At 73.4% G+C, this 15,644-nt stretch carries 18 protein-coding genes; 5 read left to right on the forward strand and 13 right to left on the reverse strand.

Translation table 11 applies throughout. From position 1 onward, the window contains the following. Positions 1–207: 207 nt before the first annotated feature. Positions 208–1,974 carry an oleate hydratase gene (locus ACZ6R9_RS31435; RefSeq protein WP_380487665.1) on the forward strand — a complete coding sequence of 589 codons (1,767 nt, stop codon included), beginning with the start codon at positions 208–210 and terminating at the stop codon, positions 1,972–1,974. 268 nt (positions 1,975–2,242) lie between these two features. Further along, a complete protein-coding gene (locus tag ACZ6R9_RS31440) occupies positions 2,243–3,574 on the forward strand; it encodes an MFS transporter (RefSeq protein WP_465541991.1) in 1,332 nt (443 codons plus the stop codon). Between the two features lie 471 nt (positions 3,575–4,045). Here ACZ6R9_RS31440 and ACZ6R9_RS31445 read toward each other — a convergent pair whose 3' ends face one another. Beyond that, a complete protein-coding gene (locus ACZ6R9_RS31445) occupies positions 4,046–4,843 on the reverse strand; it encodes an MHYT domain-containing protein (protein WP_465541993.1) in 798 nt (265 codons plus the stop codon). Positions 4,844–5,023: 180 nt separating this feature from the next. On the opposite strand from ACZ6R9_RS31445, the gene ACZ6R9_RS31450 reads away from it, so the two are divergent. Further along, on the forward strand, positions 5,024–5,437 hold the full coding sequence (locus ACZ6R9_RS31450) for an NTP pyrophosphohydrolase (protein WP_465542122.1): 414 nt from the start codon (positions 5,024–5,026) through the stop codon (positions 5,435–5,437). A 42-nt stretch (positions 5,438–5,479) separates the two neighbouring features. Here ACZ6R9_RS31450 and ACZ6R9_RS31455 read toward each other — a convergent pair whose 3' ends face one another. The 10 genes from ACZ6R9_RS31455 to ACZ6R9_RS31500 all read right to left on the reverse strand — a co-directional run bounded on the left by ACZ6R9_RS31455 (position 5,480) and on the right by ACZ6R9_RS31500 (position 11,574). Continuing rightward, positions 5,480–5,689, reverse strand: coding sequence for a hypothetical protein (locus ACZ6R9_RS31455; RefSeq protein ID WP_465541995.1), 210 nt, complete (start codon positions 5,687–5,689; stop codon positions 5,480–5,482). Between the two features lie 152 nt (positions 5,690–5,841). Beyond that, positions 5,842–6,153, reverse strand: coding sequence for a hypothetical protein (locus tag ACZ6R9_RS31460; RefSeq protein ID WP_380487658.1), 312 nt, complete (start codon positions 6,151–6,153; stop codon positions 5,842–5,844). Further along, positions 6,150–6,311: a hypothetical protein gene (locus ACZ6R9_RS31465; protein ID WP_380487656.1), complete on the reverse strand. Its 162-nt coding sequence runs from the start codon at positions 6,309–6,311 to the stop codon at positions 6,150–6,152. The genes ACZ6R9_RS31460 and ACZ6R9_RS31465 overlap by 4 nt, the downstream gene beginning before the upstream one ends. A 194-nt stretch (positions 6,312–6,505) precedes the next feature. Continuing rightward, a complete protein-coding gene (locus ACZ6R9_RS31470; protein ID WP_380487655.1) occupies positions 6,506–6,799 on the reverse strand; it encodes a hypothetical protein in 294 nt (97 codons plus the stop codon). A gap of 158 nt (positions 6,800–6,957) precedes the next feature. Beyond that, the gene (locus ACZ6R9_RS31475; protein WP_380487653.1) at positions 6,958–7,524 is read right to left on the reverse strand and encodes a dihydrofolate reductase family protein; all 567 of its coding nucleotides are present in this window, start codon (positions 7,522–7,524) and stop codon (positions 6,958–6,960) included. 209 nt (positions 7,525–7,733) lie between these two features. Beyond that, a complete protein-coding gene (locus ACZ6R9_RS31480; protein ID WP_465541998.1) occupies positions 7,734–9,491 on the reverse strand; it encodes a hypothetical protein in 1,758 nt (585 codons plus the stop codon). 144 nt (positions 9,492–9,635) lie between these two features. Then, the gene (locus ACZ6R9_RS31485; protein ID WP_465542000.1) at positions 9,636–9,923 is read right to left on the reverse strand and encodes a hypothetical protein; all 288 of its coding nucleotides are present in this window, start codon (positions 9,921–9,923) and stop codon (positions 9,636–9,638) included. Between the two features lie 101 nt (positions 9,924–10,024). Beyond that, a complete protein-coding gene (locus ACZ6R9_RS31490; protein WP_465542002.1) occupies positions 10,025–10,333 on the reverse strand; it encodes a hypothetical protein in 309 nt (102 codons plus the stop codon). Positions 10,334–10,353: 20 nt separating this feature from the next. Beyond that, the gene (locus ACZ6R9_RS31495) at positions 10,354–10,722 is read right to left on the reverse strand and encodes a hypothetical protein (RefSeq protein ID WP_465542004.1); all 369 of its coding nucleotides are present in this window, start codon (positions 10,720–10,722) and stop codon (positions 10,354–10,356) included. Between the two features lie 81 nt (positions 10,723–10,803). After that, complete coding sequence (locus ACZ6R9_RS31500; protein WP_465542124.1) at positions 10,804–11,574, reverse strand: DUF1906 domain-containing protein; 771 nt, start codon at positions 11,572–11,574, stop codon at positions 10,804–10,806. Positions 11,575–11,990: 416 nt separating this feature from the next. On the opposite strand from ACZ6R9_RS31500, the gene ACZ6R9_RS31505 reads away from it, so the two are divergent. Next, positions 11,991–12,440: a BlaI/MecI/CopY family transcriptional regulator gene (locus ACZ6R9_RS31505; RefSeq protein ID WP_465542006.1), complete on the forward strand. Its 450-nt coding sequence runs from the start codon at positions 11,991–11,993 to the stop codon at positions 12,438–12,440. 3 nt (positions 12,441–12,443) lie between these two features. After that, positions 12,444–13,376, forward strand: coding sequence for a M56 family metallopeptidase (locus ACZ6R9_RS31510; RefSeq protein ID WP_380487641.1), 933 nt, complete (start codon positions 12,444–12,446; stop codon positions 13,374–13,376). Positions 13,377–13,454: 78 nt separating this feature from the next. Here the strand turns inward: ACZ6R9_RS31510 and ACZ6R9_RS31515 are convergent, their stop codons facing one another. Both ACZ6R9_RS31515 and ACZ6R9_RS31520 read right to left on the reverse strand, forming a co-directional pair. Continuing rightward, positions 13,455–15,056 (reverse strand): LCP family protein, encoded by a 1,602-nt coding sequence (locus tag ACZ6R9_RS31515; protein WP_465542008.1) that lies wholly within the window; start codon positions 15,054–15,056, stop codon positions 13,455–13,457. After that, positions 15,049–15,411, reverse strand: a complete 363-nt coding sequence (locus tag ACZ6R9_RS31520; RefSeq protein WP_465542010.1) for a DUF6542 domain-containing protein — start codon at positions 15,409–15,411, stop codon at positions 15,049–15,051. Before ACZ6R9_RS31520 ends, ACZ6R9_RS31515 begins: the two co-directional genes overlap by 8 nt. Between the last annotated feature and the right edge of the window lie 233 nt (positions 15,412–15,644).

Here is a 15,644-nt window from a genome sequence, read left to right on the forward strand (position 1 = left end):
CCACGTGTGCCTGTTTCCGGCCCTGGGCGGCGCTGCGGCGGCTGCCAGTGCCCGGTGCGAGGTCCGCCGGAACCTCGGTGCCTCCAAATTCACCCGTCCGGCGCAATGAGCGCAACCCGCCGTGCGCACGGATGTAAGGACGGGTTGGGTGGAACCCGGGGCCGGCGATCTTGGTCGGTCCGTGGAACGGATGGAGGGACTGCGTCGATGTACTACAGCAGCGGCAACTACGAGGCGTTCGCCCGGCCCCGCAAGCCGGCGGGAGTGGACAGCAAGCGGGCGTGGTTCGTGGGCTCGGGGCTGGCGTCGTTGGCGGGCGCGGCGTTCCTGGTCCGGGACGGGCAGATGGCGGGCGAGCGGATCACCATCCTGGAGCAGCAGAGGATTCCGGGCGGCGCACTGGACGGCATCAAGGAGCCGGAGCGCGGGTTCGTGGTCCGCGGCGGCCGTGAGATGGAGAACCACTTCGAGTGCCTGTGGGACCTGTTCCGCTCCGTCCCCTCGATCGAGATCGAGGGGGCCAGCGTCCTCGACGAGTTCTACTGGCTGAACAAGGACGACCCGAACTTCTCCCTCCAGCGCGTCACCCACCAGCAGGGCCGTGACGCCGGCACCAACGGCCTGTTCGCGCTGGGCGACCGGGCACAGCGGGACCTGCTGAAGGTGTTCCTGGCCACGCGTCAGGAGATGGAGGGCAAGCGGATCGACGAGGTGTTCGGCGAGGAGTTCCTGGCGTCGAACTTCTGGCTGTACTGGCGGACCATGTTCGCCTTCGAGCAGTGGCACTCGGCCCTGGAGATGAAGCTCTACCTGCACCGTTTCGTCCACCACATCGGCGGGCTGCCGGACTTCTCGGCGCTGAAGTTCACCAAGTACAACCAGTACGAGTCGCTGGTGCTGCCGCTGGTGAAGTGGCTGACGGACCAGGGCGTGGTGTTCCAGTACGACACCGAGGTCACCGACGTCGACTTCGCCTTCGCGGACGGCCGGAAGCAGGCGACGGCGCTGCACTGGATCTCCGGCGGTGAGCCGGGCGGGATCGAACTGACCGCAGACGACCTGCTGTTCACCACCATCGGCTCGCTGACCGAGAACTCCGACAACGGCGACCAGCACACCCCGGCGAAGCTCAACGAGGGCCCGGCGCCGGCCTGGGACCTGTGGCGGCGGATCGCGGCCAAGCACGAGGACTTCGGCCGTCCGGACGTGTTCGGCGCGCACGTCGCGCAGACCAAGTGGGAGTCGGCGACGGTGACCACGCTGGACCACCGGATCCCCGAGTACATCCAGAAGGTCTGCAAGCGCGACCCGTTCTCGGGCCGGGTGGTGACGGGCGGCATCGTCACCGCCCGCGACTCGTCCTGGCTGCTGAGCTGGACGGTGAACCGGCAGCCGCACTTCAAGCAGCAGCCGAAGGACCAGATCGTGGTGTGGCTGTACTCGCTGTTCGTGGACGTGCCCGGCGACTACGTGAAGAAGCCGATGCAGGAGTGCACGGGCGAGGAGATCACCCGCGAATGGCTGTACCACCTGGGTGTGCCGGTGGAGCAGATCGACAAGCTGGCGGCGGAGGCGGCCAAGTGCGTGCCGGTGATGATGCCGTACGTGACCTCGTTCTTCATGCCCCGTCACGCCGGTGACCGGCCGGACGTGGTGCCCCCGGGCGCGGTGAACTTCGCCTTCATCGGCCAGTTCGCGGAGGCCGGCGACCGGGACTGCATCTTCACCACCGAGTACTCGGTGCGCACCGGCATGGAGGCCGCGTACCGCCTGCTCGGCGTGGAGCGCGGCATCCCCGAGGTGTTCAACTCGACGTACGACGTGCGGTCGCTGCTGAACGCGGCGAGCCGCCTGCGCGACGGCAAGCCGGTGGCGCTGCCCGGCCCGCAGGTGCTGCGCAAGCGGCTGAACAAGCGGCTGGAGACCTCGGAGATCGGCGAGCTGCTCAGCGAGTACAACCTGCTGCCCGAGTAGGGACTCCCCCCGCGTGCGGTGCCCCGGGCCCTGGCGGCCCGGGGCACCCGTGCGTCTGCTCGGTGGTGAACTCGGCCGTCATCGCCATGTCCTCGTCCTCCGGGGTGGTGGAAGTCGGTGCCGCACCGCCGGATCTCCACCTGGCCGAGCCCGGGCACGGCAAGCCCCGCGCCCCACCATCTCGATATCAAGCATCTTGATATCGAGAGACTTTTGGGGCAGAGTGCTCCCGGCACGGACGAACGACAGCGCGAACGGGGTGGCGGCGATGGGTACGGGACGCGGGGGCGGCAGCGGGACGGGGTTGCTGGCCCAGTTGCGCAACCCGCCCGGGGGCGCGGCGGGGCGGACCATGCTGCTGACGGTGTTCACCGACCGGACCGGCTCGGGGGTGTGGGCGGCAGCCTGCGTGCTGTACTTCACCGAGGTGGAGCGGCTGACGGCCGGACAGGTCGGGCTGCTGCTCGGCGTCGCCGCGGTGGCCGGGATCGCCGGCTCACCGCTCGCCGGGCGGCTGGCCGCGAACCTCGGGAGCCGGCCGGTGCTGATCGGGTGCCACCTGCTGCGGGCGGTGGCGCTCACGGCGGTGCTGCTCTGCTCGTCGTTCGGCGCGCTGCTGGGCCTGGTGGCGTTGACCGCCCTGGGTGACCGGGCCGCGCGCGCGATGGAGATGCTGTTCGCCACCGACGCGGCGGGCGAGCGGCGTTCGGTGTACCGGGCGCTGTCCCGGACGGCGATGAACGCCGGCTACGCGGCGGGCGCGGGCCTGGCCGCGATCGGCCTCGCGGTCGGCACCCCGGCCGCGTACCGGGCGCTGCTGCTCGCGGACGTCCTCTCCTTCCTGCTGTCGGCCGTCCTGGTCGCGAGCATCCGTGAGCCCCGGCACGAGGGCCGGGTGGTCGCCGGGTCCGCCCGACCCGCGCCGGACGCCGACAGCACGCCCCGGCCGAGCCCGTGGCGGGACGGCGGCTACCTGCGGTTCGTCGCGCTGGACTGCGCGCTGACCATCGACGACGCGATCCTGAACGTCGGCCTGCCACTGTGGCTGATCCACGCCACCCACGCCCCGCACGCACTCGTCCCGGCCTTCCTGGCGATCAACACCGTCCTGGTCGTGGCCGCCCAACTCCGCGTCTCGGCCGCCGTCCGGACACCCCGCCAGGCGGTGCGCGCGGTGCCGATGTACGGATTCACGGTGCTCGGCTGCTGCGCGGCGGCGGCCGCGGCGCACGGGACCGGTCCGGTCCTCGCCTCGGCGCTGCTACTGGCCGCGGCGGTACTGGTGACCTTCGCCGAACTGCTCCGCTCGGTGGTGTCCTGGGAGCTCTCGGTGGCCCTGGCCCCGGAACGTGCCCGCCCCGAATACCTCGGCGTGGCCGGAATGGCCCAGTCCACCGAGAAGGCGGCCGGCCCCCTGCTCCTGACCGGCGCCGTCCTCTCCACCGGCCCCCTCGGCTGGCTGGCCCTGGGCACGGCCACCACCGTCGCGGCCTACGCCCAACGCCACTTCACCACGGCCCGCCTGCACGCCGCCGACGCCACCGGCGCCACCGCGTCCGGCAGCGCCAAGTCGCCCGCGCCGTCGACGACTTCGGGCTGAGTTCCACCACCGCCCCGAGCCAGCGGCCCACCACCGGGCCCTGTCGCCACTTGGACACAGTGACATCGCGGGGACGTACGGACTTGCCCGGGCCACGGTCGCGGCCGCTCTGCACGCATTGGCGGCCGAGGGGCTGATCGAGCCCCGGCCGGCGGCGGGGGCGGGCTGGAAGGCCCTGACCCGCCACGCCGGATCCCCTGCGGATCCTCGGCAAAACCACTCGCGGCCCGCACCTGTTCCGCCTCCGAACGGCCCGGCTGCCGCACCCCTCCGCTGGACTCGCACAGGCAGGGCGGCCCCTGGGCGTGACCGCCGCCGTCGCGGCGCCGCTTCGGCGCAGGCCGCCCGACCGCCGTCGCCGCCGCATCCGGCAGCGCCAAGTCGCCCGCGCCGTCGACGACTTCGGACTGAGTTCCACCACCGCCCCCGTCAGGTCGGTGAGCAGGCCAACCCCGTCTGTGGGAACGCGTCTCAGGGGCGCTCGCGGCCGAAGAGGTCTACGCGGATCGGTTCGGCGGCCGGGCCGGTGCCGGGGGCGGGGTCCTGCGGGGAGAAGGCGATTGCCAGGCCGGCCACGGCGAGGACCACCACGATGCCGACGGCCACCGGCAGGGCGAACTGCGAGGCCGGGACGCCGGTGCCGCCGGCGCGGCCGTCCAGGGTGACGGTGACGGCGGCCATCGCGGTGTAGTGCATCGCGACCACGGCGATGCCGGCGATCAGGGCCGCGCCGAGCGCCGCCGTCAGGCCCTTGATGTGCAGTGCCATCCACAATGCGGCGGTGGCGGCGGCGATCGCGATCGCGACCGAGGCGACGACCAGCAGGGTGTCGTAGGAGACCTCGCCCTCGACCTGCATGGCGGCCATGCCGAGGTAGTGCATCACCGCGACGCCACAACCCGTCAGTACGCCGCTGACCAGCAGGGTGCCGGTACCGCTGCCCCGGTAGCCGACGTAGCCGATGCCGAGGCCGACCACCACCACCGCGACCAGCAGGCTCAGCAGCGTCAGCGGAATGTCGTACACCAGGGTGGAGGCGTCCACCATGAATCCGAGCATCGCGATGAAGTGCATCGACCAGATTCCGCACCCGAACGCGCCGGCTGCCAGCGCCAGCCAGCCGGCCCGCTTCTTCGGCGGCAGCGTCATGGCCCGGGCCGTGCACCGCAGTCCGATGGCCGCGCCCACGCATGCGATGGCATACGCGACGACCGGGTTCACCCACCCGTACTGGAAACCGTCGAGGTGGGCCATGGTGCCGTGATTCATGTGAGGGGGGGTCCGATCGAAAAACGAAATGCTCGTGCGGGATTGCCGCACAGACAATACCGCCTGGTAGCTACTGGTCCGCACCAACTGTCAACAACCTGTTCACCCGGCCTTTTCGGGTGCCCTACCACTCCTCCATCAGCTCTCGGCGTGGCAGTCTTGACGCTCGTGAAGAACGACATCGACGACCTCGAGAACCCGGCCGGGCCGCCGCCGCTGCCGCCCCTGCTGATCGTGGACGGCGCGAACGTGGTCGGCTCGGTCCCGGACGGATGGTGGCGCGATCGGCGCGGCGCGGCGCAGCGGCTGCGTGACGCGCTGGTGGCGGTGGCCGATGCCGGACTCCCGGAGCTGCCGGGCCCGTTGACGGTCGTCCTGGTGGTGGAGGGTGCCGCCCGCGGGGTGGAGTCGGTGCCCGGCGTCCGGGTGGAGTCCGCTCCCGGCAGCGGTGACGACCGGATCGTCGAGCTGGTCGCCGAGGAGTCGTCCCGCCGCTGCCTGGTGGTCACCGCCGACCGGGGTCTGCGCGAGCGCGTCACCGTCCTCGGCGCCACTCCCCTGGGCCCGCGCACCGTGCGCCGGCCGGGTGCGTGACCGGCTGTCAGGCGGTGCGCCGGGCGGGTGCGTGACCGGCTGTCAGGCGGTGCGCCGGGCGGGGCGCCGGTGCGCGAGGCTCGCGCCGCGGGCGCGTTTGACGGCGGTGCTGACGGCGAACGCGTCCTCGTAGCCGACCTCGCGGGCGACGCCGGTGCGGGCGACGGCGGCGACTGGTGCGGCCGGTGTCGCGCAGCTGGTCGGCGGCGAGGGTCGTCCGCCGGCCGGTGAGGCAGCCGAGCGGGGGTTCACCGACGGCGGCGGTGAAGTGCGCGGCGAACGCGGCCCGAGACTGGCCGACCTTTGCGGCGAGTTCGGCCTCCCGCCGTCCCGCACTGCCGCCGGCTGGGCCCCCTTGGCTTTCCTGGTCCGGCGCTGGCGCAGGATCGGCTGCGGGGCGGGGCTCAGGCCAGGCGGGTGCGGGTGGTGGTGGGGCGGGTGCGGCCCCGGGAGGTGGGGGTGGGGCGGGTGGGGCGGCGGTCGGGGCGGGGCTGGTCGCGGGTGGGGCGGGCGGCGAGGGCGGCTTTGAGGGCGCGGACGGCCAGCAGGACGGCGACGGCGGCGAGTTCGGTGGGTTCGGTGGCGCCGCGGCGGGCCGCGGCGAGCTGGCAGACCGAGCACCAGACCGCGCTGGCCCGGCCGCCGTCCGGGTAGTGCAGGGCGGGTGGCACCAGGTAGTGGCAGCCGCAGCTCTGGCAGACGAAGACCAGCGTCATTGGTGCACCACCCCCGAGCCCGCGCACACGGTGCACGGCGACCAGAAGGTGCGCCGTACGGGCTGCTGCCATCCCTGTCCGTCGGTCTCCACGGTGTGTTCGGTCTTCTCCGTGCCGCGAGCCCCGGCGCAGCCCGGGCAGGTCTGCTGCTCAGTCATCGGCCACCTCCAGGGCACAGACCGTAGCGTGCCGACCCCGGTGAGCGACAGCGATTCGCCGCCGGACCACTCGGAATTGCGGTTCACCGGCCGCGCACCCACCGCGCACGCCGCGCGCGGGCCGCATCGGCTGCGCGCCCCCGACCGCCCCGCGCGCCCCGACCGCCCTCCGACCGCCGACCGCCGACGCGCTGTCAGGAAGTCGGCCAGTCCGCCGGGGACGCCTCGACGTCGTTGCCGCGGACCCACACCGTGGAGACGCCGAGCAGCCGGCGCATCACCGCGAAGCCGCCTTCCCACCCGCCGGGCAGTCGCAGCCGCCCGGACCGGACGCTGCCCGCGCTGAACCGGGTGTCCGCACTCTCCAGCATGCCGGTCCAGCCGGGCAGGCCGAGTTCGGGGACGTTTCCGGTCAGGTCGGCCTGGACCGGAATCTCCAGTCCGTCGGCCAGCAGCAGGGCGGGGCCCCGGTACACGGGTGTGCTCATGTGTAGAGCCTGCGGGACCTGCCCTTACCTGCGCAAATCCCGCAATCCCGGCGGAGCCGGACACCCCGGCGCGACAACGGTCGGCCGACTGCTTGACGGACAGTCAGCTCGGTTGCGGCAGGCGCGTCCAGCACGGATCCGGGGCAGCGCGAAGCCGCTCAGCGCCTCGTCTGGTACCTGGTCAGGACCACGCCGCCGGGAAACGTCCGGGTCTCCAGCAGGTTCAGGTTCACCCAGCTGTCCAGCGCGGTGAAGAACGGCGTGCCGCCGCCCACCAGGACCGGGTGGGCGGCGATCACGTACTCGTCGATCAGTCCGGCCCGCATGGCCGCCCCGGCCAGCGTCGCGCCGCCGATGTTCATCGGGTCGCCGTCCTCGGCCTTGAGCCGGGTGATCTCGGCGATCGCGTCGCCGGTGACCAGGCGGGTGTTCCAGTCGACCTGGTCGATCGTCGAGGAGAACACCACCTTCGGCGTGTCCCGCCAGTTCCGCGCGAACTCGATCTCCGCCGGGGTGGCGTCCGGCTGCTGATCGCCGGTCGGCCAGTAGGAGCTCATCGTCTGCCACAGCTTGCGCCCGTACAGCGACAGGCCACTGGCCCGCTCGTGGTCGAGCCACCACTGGAACAGCTCGGGGCTCGGCGGTCCGCTCCAGCCGATGTCGTCGCCGGCGGCGGCGATGTAGCCGTCCAGCGTCAGGTTCATGCCGTAGATCAGTTTCCGCATGGCCCAGCCTTCCGTCCGTGGGCGTCACCCGGCGCCTGCACCGGCGCGGCGCGGAAATTCGTCGGTGCGCTTTTCCGGGCTCGCCGGTGGTCCTCGTGCTCGGGCTCAGCGTGGAGTACGCGGCCGGCACGGGCAAGCCGTCCGAGCCCGGACTCGTCCTGGCGAGGAAATGCGGCCAAGAAACGCCCAGGTCACGCGGGATCGACAGGTCACGAGCGGCGAGATTCTGTGCTCCCGGCAATCACCCTGGCGTAGCGCTTCGGGTCCTGCGCGGCCAGCCGCCGCAGGGCGGTGGCGGCCTGGGACTCGGGCGGGGTGCCGTCGTCCTGGAGGGTCCAGCAGAACTGGCGGGGGTGGTCGGGCGGACCGGGGTTTCCGGTGCCCTGGCCGGGGAGGGACCAGAAGGTGAGCTCGACGGTGTCGGGCGCGTCGGGGCTGGTGCCGATCCAGCCGCGTTCGGCGCCCCAGCGGCGCAGCAGGTCGGGTTGTTCGATCAGGGCGGCCTTGATCAGCCGGGCCAGCTCGCGGGCGTGCCACCTCCAGCGCGGGTCGGCCTCCGCCCGGGCGATCGCGGCGTCGTAGGCCGCGGCGTCGAAGCGGCGGGCCGGCGGGTCGAAGGGCGCGCGGCCGTTCAGGGTGCGGCGCCAGTTCTCCCAGACCACGTGCTCGCCGTCCCGTCGCACGGTGACGAAGAGCTCGCCGCAGCAGCCTCCGGCGCAGGTGGCTTCGGCGAGTTGGACCTCGTGCGGCTCCGCCCGGGCGTGCAGCCGGCCCTCGTCGAGCAGCAGTTCCGGGGTGAGCGCGGGGCCGTCGCGGAACAGGGTGGGGACGATCGGGCGGCCGTCGATGAGCACCCGGGTCTCCAGGCGGAGCCGTTCGACCGGGTCGGTGGCCACCACCTCGATCCGGATCGGCTCGGGGGTGGCGGGGTGCTCGAACGGGCCGCGGCCGGTACGGCGGATCCACCCGGCGCGCCGCCGCCGTAGCCGCTCGCGCTCGCGGCGGTAGGCGACGTGACGGGTCGCGGCGGTCAACGCGTCGAGGGCGGCGAGCAGTTCGCCGCGTCGGCCGGGTGGCCAGTCGAGCAGGACGGCGGTGCCGCTGGACAGGTCGAGGGCGAGCGAGAGCAGGGTGGCGGCGGTGTCGAGGGTGGGCGGCAGTTGGGCGGCGCGGGCGATGACGGTTTCGTAGAGCCGCCGTGCGTCGGGGTGAGTGAGCAGTTCGGTGGGGTCGTCGTGCGAGTGGGCGAGGCGGACCAGCAGGTGCGCGGCGACGGCGAGCAGTTCGGTGTCGGCGGGGTGGCGGTCGAGCAGTTCGGGCAGGCGGGAGGCCTCGGTGATCTCGCGGGCGGTGCTCGCGGAGAGCGGGAGGGTGGTGGGCAGGGCGCAGAGGGCGGGGCGGACGGCGCCGCGGTCGCCCGTCCAGAGGGCGTCGACCAGGGGCCGGAGGTCTTCCGGGTGGGCGCGGAGGGCGAGCGAGAGGACTGCGGCGGTGGGGCGGTCGAGCCGGTCGAGGGCGTGGACGGCCGGGGCTGCGAGCGGGCGGAGAGTGCCGAGCGCGAGCACGTCCGGCACGTCCGCCGGCTCGCCGAGGCGGCCGAGCAGGGCGATGCCGACGGCGGCGGCGGGCACGCTGGTGGCGGTGCGCACAAGTTGCCGCCCCAGCTCGCGGGCGGCCATCGCGTCGTCGAGAGCCAGCTGGTCGACGGCCGTCACGATGGCGCGCAGGTGACGAGTCGCCGGCCGGAGCCCGGCGAGGCGGTGGTGAACGGTGGTGGCGTCGTCCGGCAACGGGGTGAGGGCGGTGCGGACGGCAAGGACGACCTCGTCCATGGCGAGCCGCGACCGGTCGTGGTCGGCCACGGGGCCGGGCGGGGCGTGGCCGCCCCGGGGTGGGGCGGCGGCGCTGAGTGTCAGGCGGGCGTGGTCGTACAGGGCGGTCGGCGGGCGGCGGCCGGGGGCGCTCACCAGGTGACGTGGGACTCGATTCGGTGGCTCATGGCCCGCAGCCTGCCAGCCCGGCCGCCCCCTGTCGAACCATTTTCCGACGCTTCGTCGGATATCCGTCGAAAACGGGCCTCCGCTAACGGCCGCCGACCGTCCTGTCGCTGGTCAGCGGCCGCCGAGGCGGCGCTCCAGCTCCTTCAGGTAGCTGTCGCCGTAGGCGTCGGCGAGGTCGTCCAGGTCGATCATCGGGGGAATGTCGATGACGGGCTGGCGCTCGATCAGGAACGCCACGGTCTCGTGCACCACCTGGCCCTCGTCGGCCTCGGGGAGTCCGGTCCGGTCGAGCACGGTGTCGGTGACCCGGATCCGGGTGGCGGCCTCGGCCGCCCCCTCCTCGACCCGGACCAGGTACTCGCGGTCCCCCAGGGGCTCCACCCGGATGTCAGCTGCCATGGCGCAGGTCGTCCTTCCCTCGGTGCTCGGCCGTCGGGGCCGTGCCGTTGATGGGTGCCGACGCCGCGCGGCCGACCCGCCGGGCGCCGGGCGTCTCCACCTTACGACCTGCTCACCTCGTCTCCGTCCAGGCCCCGCGCCCCGGCGTGCGGACTTGACGACCTGTCGGCGTGCAGCGCGAGGTACGTCCGGCTGACGCCCGCCCTGGCGTGCGGGTCCTCGCGGTGGGCGAGGTGCAGCGGCACCGGCTTGTTGGCGCGGGCGAGGGTCTCGGGCGCGTCGAGCGGGAACATCCGGCGGCCGGGCGGGGCGGGGCCGTGGCGCAGCGAGGGGACCATCCGGCCGTCGCCGGCGAGCAGGCGGGCCAGGGTGGCCATGGCGGTGGCGCGCTGCTCCGCGTCCAGGTGCATCCGAACGGCGGTGAGCAGGATCAGGTCGTAGCGGTCGGCGCGGGCGGTGCGGCGGGGCAGGTGCGGGAGGGCGTCGTCGAGCCGGTCGATGGGGTGCTGGACGTGCCGGGCCCGCCCGAGTGCGCGGATCGGGGCGGTGGGTTCGACGGCGGTGACGCGGTGACGCGGTGGCCGGCGGCGGTGACGCGGTGACGCGGTGGCCGGCGGCGGCGAGGGCGGCGGCGTCCCGTCCGCTGCCGGCTCCCGTCGAGCACGGTGTCGGGCCCGGCCGGGAACGGATGGAGCACCTCGCGGTGGACCTCCGCGAAGCTCACGCTCTCGTACTGCTCGACCAGGGCTTCGGCGGCGTCGTCGGCGGTGCTGTCCATCGCGGGCAGGCGGGGGTCCATGGGGTCACTGTGCATACGGGGACGGTGGTCCACGGGGCCCGACGCACCGTCAACTCGCCTTCCCCGTGGGCTTCTCAGGGTTCAGCCGACGACGGCGACGGGGGCGTCCCAGGCGTTGCGGTCCACGGTGAGGGCGGCGCCGCCGTAGCTCTCCTTCTGGTTGACCTGGTACTGGTGGGCGCGGCGGTGGCCGGCGTAGAGGCCGGCGGCGAACGGGAAGCTGCCGGTGGTGTCGGCGGCGCCGTCGTAGCGGGCGTACCAGAGGGCGTCCGGCAGGTCGGGGGCGTTCGTGCCGGCGGCCTGCGCGATGCCGGCGGCGCTGGACGAGGCGAAGCCGTAGAACCCGGCCCAGTAGCCGGAGTTGTGCACGGCGCGGTTCCAGGACCGGGTGTAGGCGAGGACGGCGTCGGCGCAGCCGGTGTCGGCGGTGTTGTAGGCCTCGACGTCGAGGTAGAGGGTGCTGCCGACGCGCATGCCGAGGGCCGCGGCCTTGGCGACGGCGTCGTTGCCGTCGCTGGTGCCGAGCGTGGTGGCGGTGTCGGCGGTGATCTTCTCGGGGCTGCTGCCGGTCTGGCACGGGGGCTGCGCGCCGACGTACAGCGGAACGAGTTTCCAGCCGGTGGCGCTGACGGAGCTGACCCAGCCGGCGGTGAGCTGGTGGCGAGTGGGGGTGCGGTGCAGGTGTCGAAGGCGAGGCCGGTGAAGGTCGAGGGTGTGGTGCCGGGCTTGGCGGCGGGTGCGGCGTTGCCGGCGGGCGCGGGGGTGCTCGCGGAAGCGGAGGCCGGGGCGGATCCGGAGGGCGCCGCGGAGGCGGAGGCCGAGGGGGACGCCGGTCCGGACGCGGATGCCGATGGGGAGGCGGAGGCGCTGTCACCGGGCGCGGGCGTGGCGTCGGTGCCGGTGGGGGCGCTCGCGGCGGGTTCGGCGGCGTGCGGGGCGGGGTGGTCCTTGGTGGTGGCGGCGAGGGCGGCGACCCCGCTGCCGATCACCAGCACGGTGGCGGCGGAGAGCAGGACGGCGCGGCGGCCCCGGGGGCGGCGGGGTGTGGTGCGGGCGCGGCGGTGCGACACGGGATCTCTCCAGGTGGAACGGGGTGGAGGGTGGGGGCGCGGCGGGAAACGATCACCGCGGGTGGCGCACACCCTAACCGGTGGCCGGTAAACGCTTTCCCAATCCTTTCCCAACCCCGGGCGGAACCGGGCGGCGCCTAGGATGTGGGGTGAACAGTCCTAGTCGAGCGCGGGGCGGCCGCGGCGGAGGGAGCTCCGATGGAGTTGGCGGGCCTCGATCCGGAGAGCGGCGAGTCCGGTGACGGCGAGGAGGGCGGCCGTCGGCGTCGCGGGCAGGGCGAGCTGGCGACCGAGGTGCTGACGGTGCTGCACGGCGCGCCGGGGCCGGTGACGGCGTCCTGGGTGCAGGAGCAGCTGGGCGGCGAGTTGGCGTACACCACGGTGATGACGATCCTGTCGCGGCTGCTGGCGAAGCAGGCGGTGGTGCGCAGCCGGGCGGGTCGGGCGTACGTGTGGTCGGCGGCGGCGGACGCGGCGGGGCTGACGGCCCGGCGGATGCGCCGGCTGCTGGACACCGAGCCGGACCGGGACGCGGTGCTGGCGAGTTTCGTGACGGCGTTGACGCCGCAGGACGAGCAGTTGCTGCGCTCGCTGCTGAACGTGACGGACCCGCCGCAGGACGGCGCGGGCCCGGGCAGCGGGCGGTGATCGATGGGCTTCTTCGTCTTCCTTCCGCTGGTGCTGCCGTTGACGTCGTGGCCGATCGCGCGGCTGGCCGAGCACCATCTGCACCCGCGCAACGCGGTGCGGCTGCTGAGCTGGATCGGCGTGTCGATGGCGGTGTGCAGCACGCTGGCGCTGGGGCTGTTGTTCGTGGTGGGCACCGCGCAGATTCCGGGCAACCCACTGCCCGACAGCTGGTCGGACCCGGAGATCCGTACGGCGGTGCCGTTCCACGAGGAGGTGGGTACGGCCGCGGTGATCGGTCTGGTGACGGTGTTGACGGCGTGCTCGCGTTCGCTGCGCCGCCATCTGCGGATCCGGGCGCGTGCCCAGCGGGCGCTGGCGCCGATGCCGCTGGATTCGGATCTGGTGGTGCTGCCGGACGCGGAGCCGTACGCCTACGCGGTGCCGGGGGTGCCGGGCCGGGTGGTGGTCTCGACGGCGATGATGGATTCGCTGGACGCGGACGAGCAGCGGGCGCTGTTGGCGCACGAGCGCTCGCATCTGGCGAACCGTCACCACCGTTTCCTGTTGGCGGCGCAGTTGGCGAGTTGTGTGAATCCGTTCCTGCGGCCGTTGCAGAAGGCGATCAGCTATGCGACGGAGCGGTGGGCGGACGAGGAGGCCGCGGGTTCGGTGGGTGACCGGCGGCTGACCGCCCGCGCGGTGGCCCGGGCGGCGCTGGTCACCCGTTCCGCCGGGCCGTCCCCGTCGTTCGCGGCCTTTGCTGCCCCGGGTCCGGTTCCCCGCCGGGTGACGGCGCTGCTCAGCCCGGCGCTCGGCCTGTCCTGGCCGCCGCCGGCCAGTCCGGCCGGTCTGGCGGCGATGGTCGCGGCGGCGGGAACGGCCGCCTCGGCGGTCTTCGCGCTGAACGCGGCGGTGGCCCTGCTCCTGTTGGTGAAGGCCGCCACTCCCTGGTAGCACCTGTCGTTGACCGACGCGACGGCCCCCGCCGCTTGGCGGGGGCCGTTCCTCGTTCCGGTCGGGTTGCCGGGGCTGTCAGTCCACGCAGGGCACTCCCCCGGCCTTGACCGGCGGGCCCTGCATCTGGAGCGTCGCGCCGGGGTCGGCGGCGGGTGCTCCGCTTGTGCCGGGGGCGGTGTAGTCGGTGCCGAGGGTGAGTTGGACGTGGCCGGCGGCGATGCCCGTCCCGGCGGTGGCGGTGGCGCCGTAGCGGGCGGCGATCTGTTCGGCGGCGTCCTTGGCCCCGGCGCCGTACTTGACGGTGGTGGTCTTGGGTTTGGTGTCGGCGGTGGTGACCTTCCCGGCCCGGTAGCCGAGCGCGACCAGCGCCTTGGACTCGTCCCCCGCCGCGCCGCCGACCGGCGAGCCGTTGACGACGTCCACGGTGGTGTTGGCGGCGTCGGCGGGCGGCGCGGCGCTGGGCGCGCCGCTGCCGGCGGGGGGTGCGCCGCTGCCGGCGGGGGGTGCGCCGCTGCCGGCGGCGGGCGCGGGGTCGGTGGCCTGGCCGAACAGCTGCTTGACGATGCGCCGCAGCTTGGCCGGGTCGACCTGGTTGACCTCCTGGCCGCCGATGTTGGCGAACTTGTCGATCGGCAGGGTGTTGAACTCGACGTTTCCGCCGGTGAGGTTGGGCGCCTGCTGGGCGAAGTCGAGGATCTGCCAGTCGTCGTCTATCACCACGTCCTTCTTGACCACGTCGAGCAGCGCCTGCATCTTGCCCAGGTCGTCCATCACGCCCTGCTGCTTGAGCTTGTACTCGACGGAGGCGATGAAGGCCTGCTGGCGATGGGTGCGGTCGAGGTCGCCGTTGGTGAGGTTGTGCCGCTGGCGGACGAAGGACAGCGCCTGGGCGGCGTCCAACTGGCTCTCTCCGGCGGGCAGTTGCAGGCCGGTGCCGCCGCCGGGCCGGACCACGTTGCCCTTGCTGTCGGTGACCCGGGAAACGATCGGGTCGTTGACGGGCTTGTTCAGGCAGACGGTGATCGGCTGGAGCGCCTTGGCGATGTCGTAGAAGCCGAGCAGGTTGACCTCGGCGAAGTGGTCGATCGGGATGTCGAGCAGCTTCTGCACGGTCTGGATGGTGGCCGAACGCCCGGCTTCCCGGCTCTGGTGCTCCAGGTCCGCGCCCTTGACGCCCTTGGCGCGCAGCTTCTGCTCGGCGGCCTCCTTGGCGTACCCGTACGCCTCCTTGACCTTGTGCATCTTGCCGTCCGCGCCGTACGTCTGCACCCAGTCGTCGCGTGGGATGGACACCGCCTGCACCTTTCCGCTGGGCGGGATGTGCAGCACGATCAGCGAGTTGGTGTTGTAGCCGCCGATCTCGCTGGATCCGGCGTGCAGTTCGTCCTGGACGAACTCCTTGGGCAGGTCGTTGCCGTCCATGTCCTTTCGGCTGTCCAGGCCGATCAGCAGGAGGTTGATGGACTTGTCGAGGTGCTTGGGGGCGTTCTTCTTCGCCTCGTCGAGTGCGTGCGAACGCGTGACGGCGTTCAGGTTGTTGACGGTGTACCAGGCGAAGCCGCTGACGGACAGCACGGCCAGCGAGACGCCGCAGGCGACGGTGCGGCCGGCGATCACCAGCGGGGCGGTGCGGGACGCGCGGATGCCGGTCCGCCGGGTACTACGCTGCTCAGCCATGGTGGGCCTTCCGGGTGCGGCGGGTGCGGACGGCGGCGGCCAGCAGCGCCGCGGCCAGGGCGGCGGTCATCGGCCAGAACTGGCCGCTGACCAGCTTCAGGCCCTGGGTGGCGAGCCCGGCGCCCCGGTACTGGTCGCCGCGCGCCAGGTAGTCGACGGCGCAGGCCACCGTCAGCGTGACGACCGGCGCGCCGCTGACGATCCACCACCAGCCGCGCCGGGTCGCGACCAGTGCGGCCATCGCCGCGCCCAGCACCGCGCACGTCGCGTACAGCCAGCCGAGTCCGGCGCCGAACAGTTCGTCGGCCAGCGCCCCGAGCACGGGCAGGCCGAGCGCCGGCAGCACCGCGGGCATCCGGTTCGACGCCGCGGCCGTCGGCCGGCGACGGTCGGACCGCCGCGCGGCCAGCACCCGCCCGGCGGCCGGGCGCTGCTGCTCCGCTCGCCGTCGCTGTTCCGGGGCCCGCTGCCCGCCGTCCGGGCGGTAAGCGTTTTCCGGGTCCTGCCGGGGCGGGCGGTAAGCGCTTTCCGGTTCCTGCCGAGGCGCGCGGTAAGCGCTTTCCGATTCCCGCCGAGGTGCGCGGTAAG

The sequence above is a fragment of the Kitasatospora sp. NPDC048662 genome (assembly GCF_055587065.1).